This window comes from Pseudomonas sp. p106 (assembly GCF_003936645.1).
GTDB lineage: Bacteria > Pseudomonadota > Gammaproteobacteria > Pseudomonadales > Pseudomonadaceae > Aquipseudomonas > Aquipseudomonas putida_E.
The window spans coordinates 247632-272843 of the sequence record NZ_RHQR01000001.1 but is presented as its reverse complement, the minus strand read 5'-3'; the positions used below and the strand labels follow the sequence as shown (position 1 = coordinate 272843).

Annotated in this window: 23 protein-coding genes; 19 read left to right on the top strand and 4 right to left on the bottom strand. The window is 61.9% G+C overall.

What is annotated here, in order from left to right:
- Positions 1-158: 158 nt before the first annotated feature.
- Positions 159-1358, top strand: a complete 1200-nt coding sequence (locus tag EGJ09_RS01440) for an NAD(P)/FAD-dependent oxidoreductase (protein ID WP_125923021.1) — start codon at positions 159-161, stop codon at positions 1356-1358.
- Between the two features lie 224 nt (positions 1359-1582).
- Positions 1583-3208, top strand: coding sequence for a methyl-accepting chemotaxis protein (locus tag EGJ09_RS01435; RefSeq protein ID WP_125923020.1), 1626 nt, complete (start codon positions 1583-1585; stop codon positions 3206-3208).
- A gap of 108 nt (positions 3209-3316) precedes the next feature.
- Here EGJ09_RS01435 and EGJ09_RS01430 read toward each other — a convergent pair whose 3' ends face one another.
- Complete coding sequence (locus EGJ09_RS01430; protein ID WP_115275055.1) at positions 3317-4720, bottom strand: cytosine permease; 1404 nt, start codon at positions 4718-4720, stop codon at positions 3317-3319.
- A gap of 316 nt (positions 4721-5036) precedes the next feature.
- Between EGJ09_RS01430 and EGJ09_RS01425 the strand changes: the two genes are divergently transcribed.
- The 10 genes from EGJ09_RS01425 to EGJ09_RS01380 all read left to right on the top strand — a co-directional run bounded on the left by EGJ09_RS01425 (position 5037) and on the right by EGJ09_RS01380 (position 14578).
- The gene (locus EGJ09_RS01425; RefSeq protein WP_012314149.1) at positions 5037-5522 is read left to right on the top strand and encodes a flavin reductase family protein; all 486 of its coding nucleotides are present in this window, start codon (positions 5037-5039) and stop codon (positions 5520-5522) included.
- Positions 5523-5588: 66 nt separating this feature from the next.
- Positions 5589-6632, top strand: a complete 1044-nt coding sequence (locus EGJ09_RS01420) for an LLM class flavin-dependent oxidoreductase (protein ID WP_125923019.1) — start codon at positions 5589-5591, stop codon at positions 6630-6632.
- 273 nt (positions 6633-6905) lie between these two features.
- Entirely contained in the window at positions 6906-7502 is a 597-nt protein-coding gene (locus EGJ09_RS01415) for an amino acid synthesis family protein (protein ID WP_003256068.1), read from the top strand.
- Positions 7503-7570: 68 nt separating this feature from the next.
- Entirely contained in the window at positions 7571-8404 is an 834-nt protein-coding gene (locus EGJ09_RS01410; protein ID WP_046785467.1) for an alpha/beta fold hydrolase, read from the top strand.
- Positions 8401-9882, top strand: coding sequence for an aldehyde dehydrogenase (locus tag EGJ09_RS01405; protein ID WP_115275057.1), 1482 nt, complete (start codon positions 8401-8403; stop codon positions 9880-9882). Before EGJ09_RS01410 ends, EGJ09_RS01405 begins: the two co-directional genes overlap by 4 nt.
- A 13-nt stretch (positions 9883-9895) precedes the next feature.
- On the top strand, positions 9896-10381 hold the full coding sequence (locus EGJ09_RS01400; protein WP_039605333.1) for a flavin reductase family protein: 486 nt from the start codon (positions 9896-9898) through the stop codon (positions 10379-10381).
- 99 nt (positions 10382-10480) lie between these two features.
- The gene (locus EGJ09_RS01395) at positions 10481-10870 is read left to right on the top strand and encodes a carboxymuconolactone decarboxylase family protein (protein WP_012314144.1); all 390 of its coding nucleotides are present in this window, start codon (positions 10481-10483) and stop codon (positions 10868-10870) included.
- An 88-nt stretch (positions 10871-10958) separates the two neighbouring features.
- On the top strand, positions 10959-11723 hold the full coding sequence (locus tag EGJ09_RS01390) for a GntR family transcriptional regulator (RefSeq protein WP_012314143.1): 765 nt from the start codon (positions 10959-10961) through the stop codon (positions 11721-11723).
- Positions 11724-11725: 2 nt separating this feature from the next.
- Positions 11726-12289 (top strand): NUDIX hydrolase, encoded by a 564-nt coding sequence (locus EGJ09_RS01385; protein ID WP_046785469.1) that lies wholly within the window; start codon positions 11726-11728, stop codon positions 12287-12289.
- A 105-nt stretch (positions 12290-12394) separates the two neighbouring features.
- Positions 12395-14578: a response regulator gene (locus EGJ09_RS01380; RefSeq protein ID WP_125923018.1), complete on the top strand. Its 2184-nt coding sequence runs from the start codon at positions 12395-12397 to the stop codon at positions 14576-14578.
- Between the two features lie 6 nt (positions 14579-14584).
- Here EGJ09_RS01380 and EGJ09_RS01375 read toward each other — a convergent pair whose 3' ends face one another.
- Both EGJ09_RS01375 and EGJ09_RS01370 read right to left on the bottom strand, forming a co-directional pair.
- A complete protein-coding gene (locus tag EGJ09_RS01375; protein ID WP_125923017.1) occupies positions 14585-16750 on the bottom strand; it encodes a response regulator in 2166 nt (721 codons plus the stop codon).
- A gap of 140 nt (positions 16751-16890) precedes the next feature.
- The gene (locus EGJ09_RS01370) at positions 16891-17505 is read right to left on the bottom strand and encodes a LysE family translocator (RefSeq protein ID WP_125923016.1); all 615 of its coding nucleotides are present in this window, start codon (positions 17503-17505) and stop codon (positions 16891-16893) included.
- A gap of 109 nt (positions 17506-17614) precedes the next feature.
- Here EGJ09_RS01370 and EGJ09_RS01365 point away from each other — a divergent pair, with 109 nt between their 5' ends.
- From EGJ09_RS01365 to EGJ09_RS26505, 5 genes are all read left to right on the top strand, one after another.
- Positions 17615-18067: an Lrp/AsnC family transcriptional regulator gene (locus tag EGJ09_RS01365; protein ID WP_039604202.1), complete on the top strand. Its 453-nt coding sequence runs from the start codon at positions 17615-17617 to the stop codon at positions 18065-18067.
- Positions 18068-18354: 287 nt separating this feature from the next.
- Entirely contained in the window at positions 18355-19767 is a 1413-nt protein-coding gene (locus EGJ09_RS01360; protein ID WP_125923015.1) for a cytosine permease, read from the top strand.
- A gap of 220 nt (positions 19768-19987) precedes the next feature.
- The gene (locus EGJ09_RS01355) at positions 19988-20227 is read left to right on the top strand and encodes a FeoA family protein (RefSeq protein WP_125923014.1); all 240 of its coding nucleotides are present in this window, start codon (positions 19988-19990) and stop codon (positions 20225-20227) included.
- Positions 20227-22053 carry a ferrous iron transporter B gene (locus EGJ09_RS01350; RefSeq protein WP_125923013.1) on the top strand — a complete coding sequence of 609 codons (1827 nt, stop codon included), beginning with the start codon at positions 20227-20229 and terminating at the stop codon, positions 22051-22053. The genes EGJ09_RS01355 and EGJ09_RS01350 overlap by 1 nt, the downstream gene beginning before the upstream one ends.
- A gap of 275 nt (positions 22054-22328) precedes the next feature.
- A complete protein-coding gene (locus tag EGJ09_RS26505) occupies positions 22329-22493 on the top strand; it encodes a hypothetical protein (protein WP_168216541.1) in 165 nt (54 codons plus the stop codon).
- A 21-nt stretch (positions 22494-22514) separates the two neighbouring features.
- Here EGJ09_RS26505 and EGJ09_RS01345 read toward each other — a convergent pair whose 3' ends face one another.
- Positions 22515-23219, bottom strand: a complete 705-nt coding sequence (locus tag EGJ09_RS01345; RefSeq protein ID WP_039602274.1) for an NUDIX domain-containing protein — start codon at positions 23217-23219, stop codon at positions 22515-22517.
- A gap of 138 nt (positions 23220-23357) precedes the next feature.
- Between EGJ09_RS01345 and EGJ09_RS01340 the strand changes: the two genes are divergently transcribed.
- Entirely contained in the window at positions 23358-24008 is a 651-nt protein-coding gene (locus tag EGJ09_RS01340) for a nicotinamidase (protein ID WP_125923012.1), read from the top strand.
- Positions 24005-25204 (top strand): nicotinate phosphoribosyltransferase, encoded by a 1200-nt coding sequence (pncB, locus tag EGJ09_RS01335; RefSeq protein ID WP_125923011.1) that lies wholly within the window; start codon positions 24005-24007, stop codon positions 25202-25204. The genes EGJ09_RS01340 and pncB overlap by 4 nt, the downstream gene beginning before the upstream one ends.
- The last annotated feature ends 8 nt before the right edge of the window (positions 25205-25212 follow it).

Genomic DNA, 25212 nt, shown 5'->3' with positions numbered 1-25212 from the left:
ACCCTTTATTCATAGGTCTTTCAACGCTCAGATCGGCTTCTCGGCCAAGGCTCGGCTGGAAAAAAGAGTTGCACGAGAGAACTACGATCAATACAGTCGTAGTTGTTTCGCACAGACACACACCCGTCGAAGCCCCCCCTTACCCACGGAGCATCCTCATGAAATCTAACGTTTTGATCATCGGTGCCGGCTTTGCCGGTGTATGGAGCGCTTTGAGCGCCGCCCGACTGCTCGACCAGGCCCGGCGCGACGACCTGAGCATCAGCGTGCTGGCGCCCCAGCCTGAACTGCGTATCCGGCCACGCTTCTACGAAGCCGACGTGCATGGCATGAGGGCGCCAGTGGGTGAGCTGTTCGAAGCCGTGGGCGTGCAGTTCCTCGCAGGCCATGTGCAGACCATCGACGCCCAAGGGCGCAGCGTGAGCTACACCGACGCGAGCGGCCTGCCCCGGCAGATCGCCTATGACCGCCTGATCCTGGCAGCCGGCAGCCAGGTGGCACGCCCGGCGATAGCAGGCGTGGCCGAACACACCTTTGACGTCGACCAGATGGAGTCGGCCGTGCGTCTCGAGCAGCACCTGGCGGGCCTGGCCGCCCTGCCCGCCTCACCGGCACGCAACACCGTGGTGGTTTGCGGCGGTGGTTTCACGGGCATCGAGACCGCTACTGAAATGCCTGCCCGCCTGCATGCCGTACTCGGTGACGCTGCGGTGCGCGTGCTGGTGGTCGATCGAGGTGCCCAGGTTGGCGCCGCGTTGGGTAAGGGCATCACGCCGTCGATTGTCGCGGCTTGCGAACAGGCGGGCGTCGAGTGGTTGGCCGGCACCTCGGTGGTTGCCGTCGATGCCGGTGGCGTCACCTTGGACAACGGCGAGTATATCGCCAGCAAGACCATAATCTGGACCGTGGGCGTCAAGGCAAGCCCGCTGACCACCCAGGTAGCGGGCGAGCGCGACACCTTCGGCCGTCTAAAGGTGGACGACCACCTCAAGGTGGTTGGCCAGGCACACATCTACGCCACGGGTGACACCGCCTGGGCAGCCGTCGACGAACTGGGCAACCATGCGCTGATGACCTGCCAGCACGCCATCCCCATGGGCCGCTACGCAGGCAACAATGCCATGGCCGACCTGCTCGGCGAACAGCCGGTGGTGTATCGCCAACCCAAGTACGTCACCTGCCTGGACTTGGGCGGCTGGGGCGCGGCGTTCAGTGAAGGCTGGGAGCGCGAACTTAAATTGCAGGGCCAGGAAGGCAAGGCCCTCAAGCGCCAGATCAACAGCGTATGGATCTACCCGCCAGCCGCTGACCGTGCCTTGGCCCTGGCGGCCGCCGACCCATTGATTCCGATCGTTTGACGTAACTTCCTGACAGATCCGTCAATAAATGACGGATTTGTCAGCAGATGACGCTGCATTGAATGTCTGGTCAATAATGATGGCAATATGGCACTATTCTGAAAAACAATAATCAGAGGTGAGGCACATAACTATATTGCAGCACATTGAGCGCTTGGCATCGCCCCGTTGAACCGGGTGTGTGCCCATTTGCTTGATTGCGCACCACCGTCAAGGAACATTCCATGCAGTTACGGAATATGAAGATCGGCATTCGCGCTGCCAGCGTATTTGCCCTGTTGGGCGCCCTGGTCCTGGTCATGGGCCTTATCGCACTCTATGAAACCCGGCAGATGGACGAGGCCACGGACGAAATCCGGGTTACCTGGATGCCCGCCGTGGTCGCCCTCGGTGACATCAGTACCAACCTCGGCCGCGCCCGCGCCATCACCCTGCGCGCCGCGCTGGATGACAGCCCCACCGAGCGCATGCGCAACATCGAGTTGTTCAAAGGCATCAATGAACAACTCAACAACGGCCTGAAGGACTATGAAGCCACCATCATCGCCGCCGATGACCGTGCCCTGTTCAACACATTGATCGCCGCCCATCGACAGTACTTCGGCCTGCAGTCACAGGTACTCAAAGACATTGCCGCCGGCCGCATGGCCGAGGCCAAGCAGCAGATCAGCGGCCCGCTCACCCAGTACGCCGATACCATGATGAAAGCCCTGTCGGCCTTGATCACCTACAACAGCAAGGGGGCCGAACAAGCCTCGCAGCGCAGCAGTGACGTGGCCGACGAAGCCTTCGCAGCCATTATCGGCTCACTGCTGGTGATCATGATCGCCCTGGTGGCCATTGCCACCGTGCTTACCCGCAGCATCGTCGTGCCATTGGCAGATGCCGTGGCCGTGGCCGAACGTGTCGCCACCGGCGACCTGACCCAGGACATCACGGTTACCGGCCGCGATGAGCCGGCTTTGCTGCTGCGTGCCCTGAGCCGCATGCAGGCAAGCCTGCGCGATACCATTCGCAAAATTGCGGCCTCATCCGACCAGCTGGCCTCGGCTTCGGAAGAGCTGCACACGGTTACCGAAGATACCAGCCGTGGCCTGCACCAGCAGAGCGCGGAGATCGACCAGGCGGCCACGGCCGTCAACCAGATGACCGCCGCCGTAGAAGAAGTGGCGAACAACGCGGTGAGCACTGCCGATGCGTCCCAGGGCGCCGACCGCACCACACGCGATGGCCGCGAGCAAGTCAACCAGGCGCTGGCCTCGATCCAGCACCTGGTCGATGACGTTACCGGCACCTCTGCCGAAATCGAGCAGTTGGCCAGCAATGCCAACGAGATCAGCCGCGTGCTCGATGTGATTGGCGCGATTGCCGGCCAGACCAACCTGCTGGCCCTCAACGCCGCCATCGAAGCCGCACGTGCTGGTGAAGCGGGCCGCGGTTTTGCCGTGGTCGCCGATGAAGTGCGTGCCCTTGCCCACCGCACTCAACAGTCCACGGCAGAGATCGAACAGATGATTGCCGGGATTCAGAACGGTACCGAGCGGGCAGTGACGGCCATGCACAGCAGCCAGGGGCGTGCCACCGGTACGCTGGAAGTGGCACAGGGTGCCGGGCAGGCGTTGGAAGTGATTGCCGAGGCGATCGCTTCGATCAACCAGCGCAACCTGGTGATCGCCAGTGCTTCGGAAGAACAGGCACAAGTGGCGCGGGAGGTGGACCGCAACCTGGTCAACATCCGCGACCTGGCGATGCAGACCTCGGCGGGCGCCAACCAGACCAGTGCGGCGGCGCAGGATTTGTCGCGCCTGGCGGTTGATTTGAACGGCATGGTCGCGCAGTTCAAAGTCTGAGCTGAAACTGCTGGGGCCGCTTTGCGGCCCTTTCGCGACACAAGGCCGCTCCTACGCAAATGTTTGAGCTTTTGTGTCGCGAAAGGGCTGCAACGCAGCCCCGGGCAACTACCCCTTGGCGCTAACAGCCCGCACAACCTTCTCGGCCTTGCCCCGCGTAGCCAGGCAGTAATACAACGGCACCGTCACGATCAAGCCGAACAGCCAGGACAAGTCCGCGCCCTCGACAATGTTCGAATAGGGCCCTACATAAAGCGACGTGTTGGCAAACGGCAACTGCACCAGAATCCCGCACGCATAGGCAATGATCGCGTGGGGGTTGAAGCGCCCGTAAATTCCGCCGTCAGCGCGGAAGATCGAAGCAATGTCGTATTCACCCTTCTTGATCAGGTAAAAGTCGATCAGGTTGATCGAAGCCCACGGCACCAGCACCAGCAACAGCGCCAGGATCAGCCCGATAAAGTGGCCGATGAAGTCCGCCGAGGCATTCAGCGCAACCATCCCGCACGCCACCAGGATCACTGCAGCCAGCATTACCCGCACCTTGATGCTGGGCGTCCATTGGGCGAAGAAGGTCTGGATGGCGGTGACGATCGACAGCACCGCACCGTACAGGTTGAGGGCGTTGTGGCTGATGATGTTGAGCAGGAACAGCACCATCAGGATCGGGCCCAGCCAGCCGGTGGCCTGCTTGACCGCATCCATCGCGTCGGTGCCTTGGGGCACGCACAGCACCGCCACCGCACCAAAGCTGAAGCACAGGATGGTGCCCAGGGTGGCGCCGAAGTACGTGGCCCAGAACGGCTTGGCAATACCGACTTCCTTGGGCAGGTAACGCGAGTAGTCGGAGGTGTACGGCGAGAAACTGATCTGCCAGATGGTCCCCAGCGACACGGTGGCGATGAAGCCCGACAGGTTGAACGCGCCTCGGCTGAAGAAGTCGGCCGGCAGTTCCTGGGTAAACATCATGATGAAACCGGCCAGCAATGCCGACCCCATCACCCAGGTGCCAATGCGGTTCAGGCTATGAATGAAGCGGTAGCCGATAACACCGATCGCCGTCGCGCTCAGGGCCCCGATGACGATCGCCGTGGGCATCGGCACGCTTGGGGCAATGCCGTGGATCGACTTGCCTGCCAGCACGATGTTGGAAATGAAGAAACCAACGTAGATCAACGCCGTGAAGAACACGATCAGCAGGGCACCGTACCGGCCGAACTGGCCGCGGCTCTGCACCATCTGTGGGATGCCCAGTTGCGGTCCCTGTGCAGAGGCCAGGGCGATGACCACGCCCCCGATCAGATGGCCCAGCACGATGGCGATCAGGCCCCACAGCAGATTCAGGTTAAATACCTGGACCACCATGGCGCCGGTGACGATAGGCAGTGGCGCGATGTTGGTACTGAACCAAAGGGTGAACAGGTCGCGCGCCTTCCCATGGCGCTCGGCAGGTGGAACGTAATCGACCGTGTGATTCTCGACAAACTGGTGTTGCGATGACGGTTGGGACATGGTTTTCAGCTCGAAAGGTCGTTTTTATCTTTGTAAGGAAACCGCGTCTAGGCGGCCTCTCAGCTGCGGACCATATTATGGTATTCCAAGCTTTTGACAACACTGATTCGGTTTTATAAACCCTTACTGATCCGGTTCAGCAACCGAGGCCACGCCCTGATTATTTCAGCAAAGCCCCATTTCATGCGGCCTTGAGCCATTCATCATGTTTTTTACAGCACTAAAAATTCCGCTTGCAAAACGAGTATTACGGTATACCATCAGACACATCAACGATAAAAAGCGGCCCACCGCTACCCCCTTCGAGGTACACGCCATGATCGACGCAACCGTTTACAAGAACGTCTTGGGCTCCTTCCCCTCAGGCGTCACCGTCATCACCACCCTGGACGACGACGGCTCGATCGTCGGCCTTACCGCCAGCGCCTTTTCTTCCCTGTCGATGGACCCGCCGCTGGTGCTGTTCTGCCCCAACTACAGTTCCGATTCCTACCCTGTGCTGATCAAGAACAAGCGCTTTGCCATTCACCTGCTCTCCGGTGAACAGCAGGCTGAAGCCTACGCCTTCGCCAAAAAGGGCAAGGACAAGGCCGCCGGTATCGAGTGGACCCTGAGTGAACTGGGCAACCCGGTGCTGGCGGGGGCCACTGCGGTGATCGAATGCGAGTTGTGGCGTGAATATGAAGGTGGCGACCACGCGATAATGGTCGGCAAGGTGCACAACCTGATCGTTCCCGAGCAGGCCCCACGGCCGATGGTCTACTGCCGCGGCAAAATGGCCAGCCTGCCCGCCTTCGCCTGAGACGCCTAACGTTATTACTGACGCCTGGCACGCCAGGCGAGACTTTCAAGCTGCGAGGAATGCCCCATGAAATTTTCGTTGTTCGTACACATGGAACGTTGGGATGAACAGGTCAGCCACCGCCAGCTGTTCGAAGACCTCACCGAACTGACCCTGATGGCCGAAAACGGCGGTTTCAGCACCGTGTGGATCGGCGAACACCACGCCATGGAATACACCATTTCGCCAAGCCCGATGCCGCTGCTGGCCTACCTGGCGGCACGCACCGAGAAGATCCGCCTGGGCGCCGGCACCATCATTGCACCGTTCTGGAACCCGATCCGCGTGGCCGGCGAGTGCGCCCTGCTCGACGTGATCAGCAACGGCCGCATGGAAGTGGGCCTGGCCCGGGGCGCCTACCAGTTCGAGTTCGACCGCATGGCCAATGGCATGCCGGCCACCGACGGCGGCAAGGCCCTGCGCGAAATGGTCCCAGCGGTACGCAAGCTGTGGGAAGGCGACTACGCCCATGAAGGCGAAGTCTACAATTTCCCCACCTCTACCAGTGTGCCCAAGCCGGTGCAGCATGGCATGCCGCCGATGTGGATCGCTGCGCGCGACCCGGACTCACACAACTTTGCGGTGAAAAACGGTTGCAACGTGATGGTCACCCCGTTGATGAAGGGTGATGAAGAAGTACTGGACCTGAAAAACAAGTTCCAGGCTGCGCTGGACAACAACCCCGAGGTGCCGCGCCCGCAACTGATGGTGCTGCGCCACACCCACGTGCACAGCCCGTCGGAGCCCGATGGCTGGAAAGTCGGCGCCCAGGCCATTTCGCGCTTCTACCGCACCTTCGATGCCTGGTTCGGCAACAAGACGGTCCCGGTCAACGGCTTCCTGGAGCCAAGCCCCGAATCGAAGTTCGCCGAGGTGCCGGCCTTCGCGCTGGAGAACATCCGCAAGAACACCATGATCGGCACCCCGGAAGAAATCATCGCGCGCATCAAGTACTACCAGGAACTGGGCGTCGACGAGTTCAGCTTCTGGTGCGACAACAGCCTGCCCCACGCCGAGAAGAAGAAGTCGCTCGAGCTGTTCATCAAGGAAGTGGTGCCGGCGTTCGCCTGAATTCCCATTGCCTGAAAGCGTTGCGGGATCAGCCCGCTCCCGGGGGCCGTCATGGCCCTCGCGAGCGGGCGTTTTTTTAGCTGCAAGCTGCAAGCAAGGGCGTACGTGCTCGTCCGCGTGCTTGTGGCTTGGAGCTTGCCGCTTGTGGCTCGAGGCCTGCTCACGCCGCCTTTCGTCTCCTCATCAGAGAAATTTCCAGCGGCCTCTTGCACAACAAATATTATGGTATACCATCAGACAACAAGAGCTGATAACCCTCACCAGGAGCCCCTCATGAGTTTCGAAATCCGCAAGATCGTCACCTACTCCGAAGAGACCCGTATCGAAGGCGGCAAAGCCACCGACAAGCCGGTGACCATGGTCGGCCTGGCCGTGGTGATCAAGAACCCATGGGCCGGCCGCGGCTTCGTTGAAGACCTCAAGCCGGAAATCCGCGCCAATTGCTCCGAGCTGGGTGCGCTGATGGTCGAGCGCCTGACTGCTGCCATCGGTGGTGCCGACAAGATCGAAGCCTACGGTAAAGCTGCCGTGGTCGGCGCTGATGGCGAGATCGAGCACGCTTCGGCGGTGATCCACACCCTGCGCTTCGGCAACCATTACCGCGAAGCCGTACAAGCCAAGAGCTACCTGAGCTTCACCAACAAGCGTGGCGGCCCGGGCACCTCGATCCAGATCCCGATGATGCAAAAGGACGACGAAGGCCTGCGCTCGCACTACATCACCCTGGAAATGCAGATCGAAGACGCCCCGCGTGCCGACGAAATCGTCGTGGTACTGGGCGCTGCCGACGGCGGCCGCCTGCACCCGCGCATCGGCAACCGTTACATCGACCTGGAAGAACTGGCTGCCGAAAAAGCCAACGCTCAATAACAACAACCAAGACGGGCCGGGGCGTGGCGTGCTTACCCGCCGCGCCCGACCTTCAAGGAGCGCCCTCCATGATTCAGCCTGTCGCTGAACGTACACCGGCCGGGACCAGTTACCTGGCCCAAGGCCAGGGCCAACCCGTGGTGCTGATCCACGGCGTGGGCCTGAACAAGGAAATGTGGGGCGGGCAGTTCGTGGGCCTGGCCAACGACTACCGCGTCATTGCCTACGACATGCTCGGCCATGGCCAGAGCGCACTGCCTGCCGCCGACACCGGCCTGGAAGGCTACGCCGCCCAGCTGGCAGAACTGCTCGACCACCTGCAGATCGCCCAGGCGACCGTGATCGGCTTCTCCATGGGTGGCCTGGTCGCACGTGCCTTTGCCCTGAACTACCCGCAGCGTTTGTCTGCGCTGGTGGTACTCAACAGCGTGTTCAACCGCAGCCCGGAACAGAGCGCCGGCGTCATCGCACGCGCGGCCCAGGCTGCCCAGCAAGGCCCCGACGCCAACGTCGACGCCGCGCTCGACCGCTGGTTCAGCCGGGAATACAAGGCAGCCAACCCGGCGCAGGTCGCCGCGATTCGCCAGGTACTGGCGAGCAACGACCCGCAGGGTTACCACACCACTTACTCGCTGTTCGCCACCCAGGACATGTACCGCGCTGGTGACCTGGGCAGCATTCAGGTGCCGACACTGATCGCCACCGGCGAACTCGACTCGGGCTCCACCCCGGCCATGACCCGCCAGCTCGCTGCCAGCATTCCTGGCGCGCAAAGTGTGGTCCTCGCCGAGCAACGGCATATGATGCCGGTGGAGGCACCCCGTGAAGTCAACAAGATGCTTCTGGATTTCCTCAGCCAAGCCCGCACCCTCACCGAATCCGCCAAGGGGATTGTTGCATGACCCTCGTTCGTTTCCAGATGTGCATCGACGGCCAATGGCTCGATGCCCAGAGCGGCAAGACCTTCGACAGCCTCAACCCGGCCACCGCCCAGGCCTGGGCGCAACTGCCCGACGCTGATGAAGCCGATGTGGAGCTGGCCGTCCAGGCCGCCCAGCGTGCGTTCGACAGCAAAGCCTGGCGCAGCATCACCGCCACTGCGCGGGGCAAACTGCTGCGCAAGCTGGGTGACCTGATTGCCGAGAACAAAGAACATTTGGCTCAGCTGGAAAGCCGTGACAACGGTAAGCTGATCCGCGAAACCCGTGGCCAGGTCGGTTACCTGCCGGAGTTCTTCCATTACACCGCGGGCCTGGCCGACAAACTCGAAGGCGGCACCCTGCCGCTGGACAAGCCGGACCTGTTCGCCTACACCGTGCACGAACCAATCGGCGTGGTGGCCGGGATCATCCCGTGGAACAGCCCGCTGTACCTCACCGCGATCAAGCTGGCGCCAGCCCTGGCCGCCGGCAACACCATCGTGCTCAAGCCTTCCGAGCATGCCTCGGCGACCATCCTCGAGCTGGCCCGCCTGGCCCTGGAAGCTGGCTTCCCGCCGGGCGTGGTCAACGTGGTCACCGGCTACGGCCCCAGCACCGGCGCTGCGCTGACCCGCCACCCGCTGGTGCGCAAGATCGCCTTCACCGGCGGCGCCGCCACCGCTCGCCACGTGGTGCGCAGCAGTGCCGAAAACTTCGCCAAACTGTCGCTGGAGCTGGGCGGCAAGTCGCCGAACATCATTTTCGCCGACGCCGACCTGGACAGTGCCATCAACGGCGCTGTGGCCGGCATCTATGCCGCCTCCGGGCAAAGCTGCGTGGCAGGTTCACGTTTGCTGGTACAGGACGAGATCTTCGACGCGTTCGTTGCCCGCCTGATCGAGCGGGCCAAGCGCATCCGCATCGGCAACCCCCAGGACGAAGCCAGCGAAATGGGCCCGATGGCCACCGCCCAGCAGTTGGCCGTGGTCGAAGGCCTGGTTGCTGCGGCCAAGGCTGAAGGCGCCAAGTTGCACATGGGTGGCAAGCGTGCCGAAGTCGAGGGCGAAGGCTGGTACTACGAGCCGACGCTGTTCGAGTGCGACAGCAACTCGATGACCATCATGCAGGAAGAAGTGTTCGGCCCGGTCGCTGCGGTCATCCGCTTCAAGACCGAGGAACAGGCCCTGGCCATTGCCAACGACTCGCAGTTCGGCCTCGCTGCCGGCATCTGGACCCGCGACCTGGGCCGTGCCCACCGCCTGGCCCGTGACGTACGTTCGGGGATCATCTGGGTCAACACATACCGCGCAGTGTCGGCCATGGCACCGATCGGCGGCTTCAAGAACAGCGGCTACGGCCGTGAAAGCGGCATCGATTCGGTGCTGGCCTATACCGAGCTGAAGACCGTGTGGATCAACCTGTCCACCGCGCCGATGCCCGACCCGTTTGTGATGCGCTAAGAGGTAATACACGATGATCGAACCAGGCATCTACAAAGACGTGATGGGCTCCTTCCCGTCCGGGGTTACGGTGGTCACCACCCTGGACGCCGACGGCGCCATTGTCGGCATCACCGCCAGCGCGTTCAGTGCGCTGTCGATAGACCCGGCGCTGGTGTTGTTCTGCCCCAACTACGCCTCTGATACTTACCCGATCCTGCGGGACAGCAAGCAGTTCGCGATCCACCTGCTGTCCGCCGAGCAGACCGCCGAGGCCTATGCCTTCGCTGGCAAAGGCAAGGACAAGGCCAAGGGCATCGAGTGGCACCTGAGCGAGCTGGGCAACCCGCTGCTGGCCAAGGCCACGGCGATCATCGAGTGCGAGTTGTGGCGCGAATACGACGGCGGTGATCACGCGATCATCGTCGGCGCGGTGAAAAACCTGGTGCTGCCCGCTGACCCGGTGACCCCGATGGTCTATCACAGAGGCAAACTGGGCGCCCTGCCGCCGCTGGGCTGATGCCCTTGGGGCTGCTGCGCAGCCCGATACTTCTTTTTCAGGGGCCGCGCGACCCTCTCACCCTTGGTTGCGGCCCCTCTTTTGATTCGGAGCTAGGCAATGAGCAACGAAAAGTACGAAAAAGGCCTGCAGATCCGTACGCAGGTGCTGGGCGAGGACTACGTCAACCGCTCGATCCAGAACGCCGACGACTTCACCAAGCCTTTGCAGGAGCTGGTTACCGAGTACTGCTGGGGCCATGTCTGGGGCCGCGATGGCTTGTCGCTCAAAGAGCGCAGCATGATAAACTTGGCCATGATTTCCGCGCTCAACCGGCCCCACGAGCTCAAGCTGCATATTCGCGGCGCCTTGCGTAATGGCCTGAGCCGTGAACAGATTCGCGAGATCCTGCTCCAGGTCGGCATTTATTGCGGCGTGCCCGCGGCGGTGGACAGTTTCCGCCTGGCCCGCGAGGCGTTCGCCGAAGCCGATGCGGAGTCAACCCGTTAACAACGGGCTGTTCGAACCACTGCAGGGAGCACCTCGGTTCGGGGTGTTCCGCGATGTTGGCGAAACAGCCTCATAAAGAGCGCACCTGATGAAACGCCAGCCACTCGACGACAGCTTCAAGGTCAACCGCAACCCCGTAACACTGCGTGAAATCGTGCTCGACAAGCTGCGCGGCGCGATCATGAATTTCCACCTGCTCCCGGGCGATCGCCTGGTCGAGCGCGACCTCTGCGACCGCCTCGGCGTCAGCCGTACCTCGGTGCGTGAAGCCCTGCGTCACCTGGAGTCCGAAGGCCTGGTGGAATTCGCCGATGCCAAGGGCCCACGCGTGGCCATCATCACCCTGGAAGACGCCCGCGATATCTACGAGCTGCGCTGTGTACTCGAAGGCCTGATCGTGCAGCTGTTCACCCTCAATGCCAAAGCCAAGGACATCCGGGCCCTGGAGCGGGCGCTGGAGGTCAACCGCGAGGCACTCGAGGAAGGCGAGTTGCAACAGGTGCTGGACTCTGTGCAAGGCTTTTACGAAGTGCTGCTCGAAGGCTCCGGCAACCAGGTCGCAGCGCAACAGCTGCGCCAGCTGCAGGCCCGCATCAGCTACCTGCGCGCCACCTCGGTGTCGCAGCAAAACCGCCGTGGCGCCAGCAACCTTGAAATGGAAAAAATCGTCGACGCCATCAAGAGTGGCGACCCGCTGGTCGCCCACCAGGCCTCGGTCGATCATGTGCGGGCCGCCGCCAAGGTGGCGCTGGACTACCTGCGCCAGAAGCAGGACGACAACACCAAGGTGCGCGACATGGTCGAGCCTTTGGCCCTGAAGGAACCCCGTATAGAACCCCGCATAGGCCGCTGACCATGCCCAACGCCCCGCGCTACTGCCCGCACTGCACCACAGAACTGGCCCGGGGCGTTCCCGACGGCGACACCCACGAGCGCCTGCACTGTACCGGGTGCGGCTATGTCCACTACATCAACCCGAAGATCATCGCCGGCTGCATCATTGAGCGCGATGGCAAGTACCTGCTGTGCCAGCGGGCGATCCCGCCCCGCCCAGGCACCTGGACATTGCCGGCCGGGTTCATGGAGGCCGGCGAAACCACCGAGCAGGCAGCGCTGCGTGAGGTGTGGGAGGAAAGCGGTGTGCGTGCCGAAATCGTCTCGCCCTACTCGATCTTCAGCGTGCCGAAAATCAGCGAGGTGTACATCATCTTTCGCGCCATCGCTACCGAGGAAACCGGGCAGTACGGGCCCGAGACGCTGACCTACACGTTCTTCGAACCCGACCAGATCCCTTGGGAAGAGATCTACTACCCGGCGATACGGCAGATTCTCGAGCGTTACATCCTCGAGCGGCAGGCTGGGGTGTACGGGATCTACATGGGCAATGACGACACCGGCAAGGTGCACTTCATTCGCTGAGCCTGCTGCGGCCTCATCACCGGTGCAGGCTGCATAAAGCCCTCGCCAATCCGCTATTCTCGGTGCACCCTTATCATCCCCGGCAGAAGGATGGGCAGAGCACACATGGCTAAATGGCTGGACGGCGGCGGGCTGATGGCCGAACGCATTCGCAATCACGACTGGACCACCACCTCCCTGGGCCCGATCGAGACCTGGCCTGACGTACTCAAGACCACCGTGGCCCTGTGCCTGGCCTCGCGCTTTCCTCAGGCAATTCTCTGGGGGCAAGACCTGCTCACCCTGCACAACGACGCATTTCTGCCAATTCTTGGCAAAAAACCGCAAGCGTTGGGCAAGCCGTTTCGCGAAGTATGGCAAGAAGCCTGGGCCGACATCGAGGCCATGGCCGAACGCGCCTTGGGCGGTGAAGCCGTCTATATCGAGGACTTCCCGCTGACCATCGACCGCAACGGCGGCCCGGAGTGCGCTTACTTCACTTTTTGCTACAGCCCTATCCGCGACCAAAACGGCGAAGTGGTGGGCATGCTCGACACGGTCACCGAAACGACCGCCAGCGTGGTCACCAACCAGCGGCTGGCGTTTCTGGACGACCTGGGCCGGGCCGTGGCCAATGCCACCGACTCGGACCGGGTAATGACCATCACCACCGGCATGCTGGTGGAGCACCTGCAGCTGTCCAGCTGTGCGTACGCCGTGATGGATGCAGACCAAGATGGCTTCACCATCTGCGGCGACTCTGTAGCACCCGGCTCGCCACGGCTGGTGGGCCACTACCGCCTGGGCGACTTTGGCCGCCTGGCGGTCAGCCGGCTGCGCAATGGCCTGCCGCTGGTTATAACCGACAACCTGAACGAACTGCCCAGTGAGGAAGCCGCCACCTTTCAGGCCATTGGCATTACCGCAACCATCTGCATGCCATTGATCAAGGCAGGCCGACTCACCGCGCTGATGGCCATCCACGACAAGGCGCCACGGCGGTGGTCGCCTTACGAGCAGGCGCTGATCGGAGAAGTGACGGAACGTTGCTGGGCGCATATTCAGCGGGTCCAGGCCCATGCCGAAGTGCGCGAGGCGCTGGCCGCACTGGAATCGCTCAACGCAAGCCTGGAACACCGGGTCGAAGAACGCACCGCTCAGCTGTTGCATACCGAAGCGGTCCTGCGCCAGGCACAGAAGCTCGAAGCCATCGGCCAACTGACCGGTGGCGTGGCCCATGACTTCAACAATCTGCTGACGATCATTCGCTCGTCACTGCACTTCCTGCAGCGGCCGAACCTCGACGAAAGCCGTCGCGAACGCTATCTCAAGACCATGACCGACACGGTCGACCGCGGCGCCAAGCTGACCGGCCAGCTGCTGGCCTTCGCCCGTCGTCAGGCATTGAGCCCCCAAGTACTCGAAGCCGGATCGCGCCTGCAGGCCATGGCCGACATGCTTGATGCCGCTACGGGCGCGCGGGTCCAGGTAAAACTGGAGTTGCCATCGACGCCATGCCACATCCGCGCCGACCTCAGCCAACTGGAAACCGCAGTGATCAACCTGATGCTCAACGGCCGTGATGCCATGGCTGGCGAAGGCACCTTGCACCTGCGCCTGCTGCCCAACCAAAGCATGTCTGGCCTGCGCGATCATCAAGAGCACCCAGAGCCGTTTGCCGCCATCTCGGTGGTGGACAGCGGTGTCGGCATCGCCGCCGAGTTGCTCGACCGTATCTTCGACCCGTTCTTCACCACCAAGGCGCCCGGCGAAGGCACAGGGCTTGGACTGTCGCAGGTGTTCGGCTTCGCCAAGCAATCAGGGGGCGATGTAGAGGTAGCCAGCATCCAGGGCCAAGGGACCACCTTTACGCTGTACCTGCCACAAGTGGAACAGCCTGCCGAGCAGGCCAATGCGGCCGCAGAGGCCAGCCAACCGCTGGTGAGTGGCGCGCGGCGAAGAATATTGGTGGTGGAGGACGACCCGGACCTGGGCACTTTCACCGCACAGATCCTCGAAGACCACGGCTACCGGATCAGCTGGGTGAACTCTGCGGAAGAGGCCTTGATGGCGTTGGACGGCGCGGCGGGAGATTTCGATGCGGTATTTTCCGATGTGATGATGCCCGGCATGGGCGGCTTGGCCCTGGCCCGCGAGCTACGCCGCCAGCGCCCGCAATTGCCTGTGATCCTCACCTCCGGCTACAGCGACGCGATTGCCGAAGGCGGCCATGAGGGGTTCACATTCCTGGCAAAGCCCTATTCGGCAGAGCAGGTATGCCTGCTGCTTGGGAAGGTGCTGGGGCCCTGATGGCTGTCAAGGCTTGCCGGTAAGCAAGCGCGCCACACTCTGCGCCAGTTCTGCGCGCCGGTACGGCTTGCGCAACACCTCGAAGCCCTTGAGTTCGCGCGGTGTCAGGTTGGCGTAGCCGGTAATGATCAGCACTGGCAGGTCAGCCTGACGCTCGCGCATCCGTTGAGCGAACCGCACCCCGGTCATATCAGCCATGACATGATCGGTCACCAGAACATCCGGCCACCAGCCCTTCTCCACCAGCTGCAACGCTGCAGCGGCACTGGCGGCTTCGGTCACCTGATAACCCAGTTCACGCAACTGCAGCGCTGTGGCATGGCGCACGATCTCCTCGTCGTCCACCAGCAGCACCCGAAGTGCGCCGTCGGCAAGCGGTACTTCGGCCATTTCACTGTCACGACACACCGCAGCCACATCGCTGCTCGGCAGCCATAACGTGGCAACGGTACCCTCCCCTTGCTGCGAGCGTATCTGGAAGCCGCCACCGGACTGTACGGCCAGCCCCTGGACCATCGGCAGGCCAAGACCAGTGCCCTTTCCCACGCCTTTGGTGGAATAGAACGGTTCGACGCAGCGGCGCAACTGATCTTCGTCCATGCCACTGCCACTGTCGCGAACCTGCAGCCACACCAGCGTCCCTTCAGTGAGGCCCGCAGGCCTTGGGGGCCCGTCGGCCTCAAGCCCTGCGCAGATCCTCAAGGTGCCACCGTCGCCCATGGCGTCGCGGGCGTTGACCGCAAGGTTGAGCAGCGCCAGTTCCAGTTGATGGGGGTCTACGAGGACTGCAGGCAGGGCTGGGTCAATCTGTACCTGCACGGCAACTGTCGGCCCCAGTGATCGGGCCAGCAGCTCGTGCATGTCTTCTACCAGAGCGGCCAACGACACGGCCTGTGGCTTGAGCGTTTGTCGGCGGGCAAAGCTGAGCAACCGCCCGACCAGATTGCGCGCACGCTCGGCAGCCTGCAGCCCCCCGTCGATCAGGCGCGGGGCACGTTCGGAGTGCGGCTGCCGGCGCAGCAACTCAAAAGAGGCGATGATGGGCGTGAGCATGTTGTTCAAGTCATGGGCAATACCGCCAGTCAACTGCCCGATCATTTCCAGCTTGTGCGCTTCGTGCAACTGCAGCATCGCAGCCTCACGCTGGGCGAGTGCCGCCGTGACGCGCTCCTCCAGGCTGTCGTTGAGCAGGTGCAGGGCGCGTTCTGCGCGGGCATGGGTAATGGCCGCCCAGCCTTGCTTGGCGGTTTCCGCCACCAACTGGCATTCCTCTTCAAGGCACTGGCGCGGGCTATGAAAGTGCACGCCAAGCATGGCCTCCAGGCGACCGCCACGCAGCACCGGTACATGCAGCGTGGAGCATAGGCCGCTCAGGGGTGACGTTGCGCTGTCATGCGCTTGCTGCACCACCTGCCCTGCCGCCAACTGCTCATGCAGCGATGCGCCGTAAGTCGCATAGTGGTGTTGACCGACCAGCGAGGGCACGCCCTCAGCCCAATCGTGCGCGACCTTGAAACCTGCGCCATCGCCCTGATCTTCGCCAAAACAGACTTGCGCCGCCCCCAGGTGCTCGGCCAGGCGGCTCACCACATAGGCTTCGATGCGGTCTGCTTCGCCCAGCCCGGGCAACGTGCGGCCCAACTCCAGCAAGAACGCCTGGTTCTGCTGGAGGCGCACCCGCTCGGTGGTCTCGGTGACCAGGCACAGCACACCGCCGACACTTCCATCGGCCTCACGCACCGCGGAATAAGACACATCGAAGTACACCGTCTCACCCAATCCGTGGCGTTCTATATAGAAGGGGCGATCCTTGGCCGAGAAGGTCTGGCCAGTCTCACGCACGCCACGCAGCAACGGCTCGAGGTCATGCCACAGTTCGCGCCAGTATTCCTTGCCTGGACGCCCCAATGCGTGGGGATGCTTGCTGCCAATGGTCGGCGCATAGGCGTCATTGTAAAGCGCAGCAAAGGCCTCACCCCAAAACAGCACGAACTGCGCCTGGGCCGGCAATAATGTGGCCATCACCGCCTGCAAGTGGGGCGACCATGCTTGAGGCGGGCCGAGCGGCGAGTCGCTCCAGTCCATCGTCTGCAGCAGGGTGCCGATGGCACCGCCATTGAGCAGGAAGTGTGGTAGCGGATTGGGGGTTTCGTGTCGTTGAAGCGGTTTCATGTCTGGGAAGTCCCGGGCATATTGCCATCTATCTGAGGATAAGAGATGTGCAATAAACAGTTCGTTCCCAGGGATTGGCCGTTAATTACTCGCCCGCTCAGCCGAGCATGCGCAGCCGAGCATGCGCAGCACAGGCACCATCAGCCGAGTTGCCCGATCATCAACCCCAGCGCCACCAGGATCATCACCGTTCCCGATAACCGCCCGACCCACTTCGCCGCCTCCGGCCGGGTACTCAGGACGGCTTTGGCGCCATAGCCGACCAGCAGATAGATCACCAGCGAACTGCACAGGTGGACCAACCCCAGCAGCAGGATCTGCACAGGCACCGGCCAGCTCGACTGTGGGTCGGTGAATTGCGGCAGCAAGGCCAGGAAAAGCAGGAACACCTTGGGGTTGAGCCCGCTCACGCAAAAGCCTTTTAGCGCCCAGCGCGAGCCGCTATCACCTGCATCACCCGGCCCTCCTTGCGGCACCGCCGGGCTCAGCAACAGGTTGCCGCCCAGCCAGAGCAGATAGGTGCAGCCAGCCAAGGTCAGCAACAATAAGGCCAGCGGGTGCCCGGCAACCAGGCTGCCCACGCCAGCTGCAACGATCAGGGTTGCCAGAAAATGCCCGGACAGCATGCCGGCTACCGCAGGCATCACCCAGCGCCCGCGCATGCCGGCCGAGATGGCGTAAGCCCAGTCTGCACCGGGGGTGATCACGAACAGCAATGACACGGCCCAGAACGCCGTCAGCACACTGATTGCCACTTGAGTCTTCCTTCACGGGATTTGGAGTGAGGAAAGCGTACGGATTCCATCAAGGGATTATCTTTCGTATATTTCCCTTTCAGGCCTTATTGATGGAAGATTCTTCTCCGTGGACAGGACAGACCGCAAGATACTTGCCGAACTGCAAAAAGATGGTCGTTTGTCGGTTACCGAGCTGGCCGATCGCGTGGGGCTGAGCCTCTCGCCTTGCCATCGGCGGCTAAAGGCGCTGGAGGAATCGGGGGCCATCCTCGGTTACCACGCACGCCTGGCACCAAGCGCCCTGGGGCTGAACTTCGCCGCGCTGGTGTTCGTCACGTTGCGCGAAGTCACCCGTCAGCCGGTGGCGGATTTCGAGGCGGCACTGGGCGAAATTCCGCAGATCGTCGAGGCGCAGCGGCTGTTCGGCGACCCGGATTACCTGCTGCATGTCGTGGCAAAAGACCTGCCGGCGTTTCAGAAACTGTATGACGAACAGCTGACCAGCATTCCCAACGTGAAGCGCTTGAGTTCGACCTTGGTGATGAAAGAGGTGATTCAGGACCGGATGCTGCCGATGTAATTGCATGCACTTCAATCGGGCAGCTCGCACCAACACCGCACACCCGTTTGAACGCATATCTGCTCAAACCGGCCAAACCCGCGCCTCCCAGCCCGGTGGCGCGCTCTTTGCTACCACTGGCCCCTTAACCTTTTGTCAGCCTTAGGTTTTTTAAGGTTTATGGGCACATATTTACTAATTTCTCCTTCCCCCCGCACCCCGCATCATCGCTCCAACAAGAACGCGTCGCCCTTTGCCGGCACGCACCCGGGCAGCACCCGATGCCCCACCTTGCCTTGGAGTCAGTCATGACCAGTGCAGCCAATTCGGCACCCCTCATAGAAAAACACACGATCGGCTACGTGCCCCCGCAAGACCGCCATGGAAAGGTAAGGGATCTGTTCACGCTGTGGTTCGGCGGCAACATCGCACCGCTGCCTATCGTCACCGGCGCGCTCGGCGTGCAGCTGTTTCACCTGAACCTGCTGTGGGGCATCATCGCCATTCTGGTTGGCCACCTGGTCGGCGGGGTGCTGATGGCGCTGCACTCGGCCCAGGGCCCGCAAATGGGCATCCCGCAGATGATCCAGAGCCGCGCCCAGTTCGGCTCGCTCGGGGCACTGCTGGTGGTGGTGATCGCCGGCGTAATGTACATCGGCTTTTTCGCCTCCAACATCGTCCTGGCCGGCAAATCGCTGCATGGCGTGGTAGACAGCGTGCCGGTACCGGTAGGTATCGTCATCGGCGCGCTGGGCTCGGGGATCATCGGCATCATCGGCTATCGCTTCATCCACGTGCTCAACCGCATCGGCACCTGGGTACTGGGCATCGGCATCGTGGTCGGTTTCGGCTACATCTTCACCCACGTGCAGAGCGACGATTTCCTCACCCGCGGCGGCTTCAACCTGGCCGGCTGGCTGGCCACCGTGTCGCTGGCGGCGCTGTGGCAGATCGCATTCGCCCCCTACGTGTCGGACTATTCGCGTTACCTGCCGGCTGACGTGAAGGTGTCTTCTACCTTCTGGACCACCTACCTGGGGTCGGCGCTGGGCTCGAGCCTGTCGTTCATCTTTGGCGCCGTGGCAGTGCTGGCGATACCCGCCGGCATGGACACCATGGACGCGGTCAAGCTCGCCACCGGCACCCTCGGCCCGATCATGCTGGTGCTGTTCCTGCTCAGCGTGATCAGCCACAACGCCCTCAACCTCTATGGCGCAGTGCTGTCGATCATCACCCTGATCCAGACCTTCGCCTACCGCTGGATCCCCACAGCCAAGAGCCGTGCGGTACTGTCGCTGATCGTGCTGGCGGCCTGTTGCGTAGTGGCAGTATTCGCCTCGGCGGACTTCATCGGCCACTTCGTCGACATGGTGCTGGTGTTGCTGGTGGTGCTGGTGCCGTGGACCGCGATCAACCTGATCGACTTCTATGTGATTCATAAAGGCGACTACGACATCCAGTCGATCTTCAAGGTCGATGGCGGTATCTACGGGCGCTACAACCCACAGGCGCTGACTGCCTATGCAGTGGGTATCGTGGTGCAGATTCCGTTCATGAACACGCCGCTGTACGTGGGGCCGATCTCCGAGCACATCAACGGTGCCGACCTGTCCTGGCTGGTGGGCCTGCTGATCACTTCGCCGCTGTACTGGTGGCTGGCGAGCCGCGACAGTGCCTATCGCCGTCGCCAAGCCAGCGCCAAGCTCGCGGCCGCAAGCTGATCAGGCAGATGCGCCAGGGCCTGGCGCAATGACAATCGCCTGGAAACGGGCGGTTGTGACAGCTCAGGGCGCCGCCAGCCACTGCTCGGTGTGTGAGCGTCTGCTGATAATGCCGCAGTTGTTTGGCCTTTCGTGAAGATATCTTCACCTTCCTTGCATCTGCCCAGTGCGGGAAATAGGATTATCGCAAATCCGAATCATTACCATCACGGGTAGTTCGATGTATCTGTGCGACTTGCCGCGTCAGCAAAAAGCGTTCGTCACCGAAGTTCTGAAGGCGGACACCACTGACTGCCTCAGCCAGCGCCTGCAGGATATCGGATTTGTCCCCGGTGAACCCGTAGCGGTAGTGGCGCGCGCGCCGTGGGGCGCAGACCCCATTCTTGTGCAGGTTGCCGGCACCCGCTTCGCTCTGCGCCGTAATGAAGCCATGCGCATAGTGGTCGAGGTAGCCCTCTGATGTCCGGGACCCGCTTAGCCCTGGTCGGCAACCCAAACTGCGGAAAGACAGCACTCTTCAACTTGCTCACGGGTGCTCGGCAAAAGGTGGCGAATTACGCTGGGGCGACGGTCGAGCGTAAAGAGGGCGTGCTTCGCACACTTTCAGGCCGAGCATGCTGCGTTCTAGATTTACCGGGCACTTACAGCCTTTCTGCCGTGAGCGAAGATGAACGGGTAACACTGCGCGTGCTCCAAGGCGACTATCCCGGCGAGAAACGCCCTGATTTACTACTGTGCGTAGTCGACGCCACCAACCTTCGTTTGCACCTGCGTTTTGTTCTTGAAGTACAACGCTACGGCATTCCCATCATCCTGGTCTTGAACATGGCCGATGCGGCGCGCAAGCGCGGTATATGCATCGACACGAGCAAGCTGTCAGCGGCGCTGGGTGCACCTGTTGTGCAGACCATCGCTGTTCGTCGCGACGGGGCTGATGAGTTGCTCAAGGCACTCGATGCCAACTGCGAACACCACGTCGCAGCGGTGCCGATGACAGGGGATCTGCACACCCGGGTTCGTCAGATTCTCGCGACTTGCGTGGTAACCCCGCAGTTGGGCGATACACGCGTAGATGCCATTGACCGATGGCTGATACACCCGCTAGCGGGCCCTTTAGTGCTGTTGACGGTCATGCTGCTGGTTTTTCAAAGTGTCTACCTGGTTGGTAAACCTATCACCGATGCCATCGCTGACAGTTTCGACATGCTGGCAACGGTGACCCGCACCCTTCTACCTGCCGGACCGCTACAAGGTTTGCTGTGCGACGGATTGATCGGTGGCCTGGGCACCGTGCTGGGTTTCATGCCGCAAATTCTGGTGCTGTTCTTCTGTATTTTCGTTTTGGAGGAGTCCGGTTATCTGCCCCGCGCAGCGTTCATACTCGATCGACTGATGCGAGGGGTGGGCCTGTCGGGTCGTTCGTTCATTCCTTTGCTGTCAAGCTTTGCCTGCGCCATCCCGGGAATCATCGGGGCACGCAGCATCAGCGATCGTTACGACCGGCTTACAACCATACTGGTAGCACCGTTGATGACCTGCTCGGCACGCTTGCCGGTATATGCGCTTCTGATAGGCGCCGTGATACCCGACAAAACCATAGCCGGGGTGCTTGGCTTGCAGGGGCTGGTACTTCTTGCGCTCTATTTACTGGGGATCATTGGTGCCATGGCCGTAGGCTGGGTATGCAAGCAGCTGAGGCCAACGGCCATGGCGCAACCGCTGCTGATGATGGAGCTGCCTGCCTACAGGATGCCCTGCGCACGGGACCTGGCCCAGAGACTGTGGGAGCGTGGGTACCTGTTTCTCAAGAAACTCACGGGGGTGATCCTGGCCCTTACGGTCATCATGTGGTTCATCTCTACATTCCCAAGTGCCCCTGTGGGTGCTGCCGGAGCCGCTATCGATTACAGCGTGGCGGGCTATCTGGGCAAAGCCCTGCAGCCGCTTTTTGCGCCGCTGGGTTTCAACTGGCAAATCACCTTGGCACTGATCCCGGCATTCGCAGCCAGAGAAACGGCGGTGGCAACGCTGGCAACGGTGTATTCAGTGGCTGGCGCCGAGGATGTGTCGTCGCTTGGCCAAGCCTTGTCGGCCCAGATCTCGTTGGCCAGCGCGTTGTCGCTGATGGTGTGGTTCGCATTCGCGCCTCAATGCATGTCGACCTTGGCGGTGATCCGTAAGGAGACTGCCAGTTGGCGGCAGGTAGGTTTGGCGTTCGGCTATATGTTTGCTGTAGCGTACGTCATGGCGTGGCTGACCTACTGCATCGTTCGGGCTGCCTCATGAGCCTCCTGGTTCAGTACGCAATCGTAGCGCTTGTGCTGCTTGGCTGCGCGCGCAGCCTGTGGCGCCGTTTGAGACCGTCCGCGGCAGGAACTTGCGCAAGCAATGGGTGCGGCACCTGCGCTGCAGGATGTCAGCCGGCCCAAAGGATACCGGCTGAAAATCTGCCAACGACCACCAAGGGCAGCGCCGAACAAGCGCCATGACGGACATGCCCTCCACCAGCCTGGGCGGCGTAAACCGCTCGGGTTTTTTGTCGTTTTCCGTTGGAACACCAAATGAAAAAATTGATCCTACCTGTCGCCATTTTCATCAGCGTTATCATTGCTGGGAAAGCATCCGAACACTTCGGGTTAGAGGGCGGCTGGAAAATCGGCCTGCTCTGCATCGTGGCAGCCGTTGTCCAGATCCTGATTACGCGTCACCAACGCACGCAGCGATAATACAAAGAATAGAAAGCGCCATTATTTGCCCTCGGGCAACAGGCTCCGGTCGAACATGAATGGCCGATCTCCCTGCGGCGTATATTGATACAACTGCTGTGGCCTGCCGAGCCGCGGCTGATTCTTCTCCCCCGTATCACACACCCAACCCAGCTCACGCAGGCGCTCCAGGCGCTTGCGCAGCGAGGTGTTGTTCACGGCCTGGCCCAGGCACGCCTGCACCGCCCCCAATGCATCGAGCACCGTGAACTTCTCGGCCAGCAGGTTCAGCGGCAGGCTGCTGTACACCGTCTTGCTCGCCAACCGTTCGCGGGCGCGCTCCACCAGCAGGTTGTGATCGAACGGCAGCAGGACCTTGCGGCCCAACACACTGTCCAGGTCAAAAAAGGCCAACTGGTCACCTTCGACCTGCTGCCGAGGGTCAAGCAAGGCAAGGTAATAGGTGCTCAACGACCAACCGCGCGGGTCGCGGAAGGCATTGCCTTCGGTGCCTACCTGCTCCAGGTAACGCGGCAGCACCCGGGCCTTCTCGCCCAGCGCGCGCTCAGCGGCGGCCTCCAGGCTGGTGTCCGGGGTACGGCCATTGACGAGCACGCCGGGCAAAGCCCACTGAGCGGCATGGGGCTCGCGCTCGCGGCGATGCAACAACACTTGCAGATGCTGGGCTTCGGGGGCCAGGCGCAGCGCGACGATATCGACGCTGGCCAGGACTTCGGCTGTACTCACTAAAAGGCTCCACTGCTCAATGACGCAATATTCCACCAGAGCGCTTAACTTGGGCAAGCATCGATAACTGCAGGACATGTGCTTGACACACTTATATCACCAGGTGAATTATATAGCCAGACCAGCGAGGAGAGCCCCATGAAAATCGCCAGTTTCGATGTCGACGCGCAAAACGGCTTCACCGTCAATGCCCCACAGGAATTGCCGGTGCCCGAAGGCAATGAAATCGCCGCCGACCTCAACACCATGGCCCTGCGCGCCGACCTGCGCCTGGGCAGCAAGGACGCGCACCCGGCCAATGCCGCGTGGGTGGTCACAGAACCTGGGCAAATGCTGCAACCGCTGACGCTGGCCAATGCCGACCTGACCTGGGTCAGCCACTGCGTGCCAGGTACGCCCGGCTTCGAACTGCTGCCAGGCCTGCCCGCCCCCATCGATTACGACTACTTCGTCTGGAAAGGCGTCGAACCCGACCTGCACCCTTACGGTGCTTGCTACCACGACCTGGCCGAGCGCCGCTCCACGGGCGTGATCGAATACCTCAAGGTGCAGCAGGTAGGCGCGGTGATCGTTGGTGGCCTGGCCCTGGACTACTGCGTCAAGACCACCGCCCGGCAGCTGCGCCAGGCGGGCTTCCAGGTACTCCTGTACTTGCCTGCCTGCCGCGCCCTGACCCAGGAAGGTGCCATCAGCGCGTGCGGCGCACTGGCCGCCGAGGGCGTCATCCTCTGCGGCGACGAGGCCGCGCTCGACCACCAGCTCTCTCTGATCAAGGAAGACCGCCCATGAGCGAAAGCGTTTTCGGCCCACGCATCGTCCAGAACCTGCTGGACACCGACTTCTACAAGATCACCATGATGCAGGCGGTGCTGCACAACTACCCCAACGCCGAAGTGGAATGGGAGTTTCGCTGCCGTAACGGCGAGGACCTCTCGCCTTACCTGGCTGAAATTCGCTATCAGGTGGAGCAACTGGCAGACGTCACAGTCACCCACGACCAACTGGCGTATCTGGAGAAAATCCCGTTCATCAAGCCGGACTTCATCCGCTTCCTCAGCCTGTTCCGCTTCAACCTGCGCTATGTCCAGGTCGGCCTGGATGACGCCGGGCAACTGGCGATCCGCGTGCGCGGGCCGTGGCTGCATGTGATTCTCTACGAGATCCCGCTGCTGGCGATCATCAGCGAGGTACGCAACCGCTACCGCTATCGCGAAGTGGTGATGGAACAGGTGGGCGAGCGGCTGTACCAGAAACTGGACTGGCTCAAGGCCCATGCCAGTGCCGATGAGCTGGCGGGCTTGCAGCTAGCCGATTTCGGCACCCGGCGGCGCTTCTCGTACCGTGTACAGGAAACCGTGGTACATACCCTCAAACGCGATTTCCCGGGGCGCTTCGTCGGCACCAGCAACGTGCACCTGGCCCGCGAATACGAGCTCAAGCCCATCGGCACCATGGCCCACGAATGGTTCATGGCCCACCAGCAACTCGGCCCGCGCCTGGTCGACAGCCAGGCTGCCGCGCTTGAGTGCTGGGTGCGCGAATACCGTGGGCTGCTGGGCATCGCGCTGACCGACTGCATCACCATGGACGCGTTCATGGGCGATTTCGACCTGTACTTCGCCAAGCTGTTCGATGGCTTGCGCCACGATTCGGGCGACCCGCTGGCCTGGGCAGAAAAGGCCATCGCCCACTACCAGAGATTGGGCATCGACCCGCAAAGCAAGACGCTGATCTTTTCCGACGGGCTGGATTTCGCCAAGACGCTTGGGCTGTACCGCGCCTTGCACGGGCGCATCAATGTGAGTTTTGGCATCGGCACCAACCTGACCTGCGATATCCCCGGCGTCGAGCCCATGAACATGGTGATCAAGATGACGGCCTGCAATGGCGCGCCGGTAGCCAAGATCAGTGACAGCCCAGGCAAGACTCAATGCCGCGATGAGAACTTCGTGGCGTACCTTAAACATGTCTTCAAAGTGGCTTGAGCACTGTC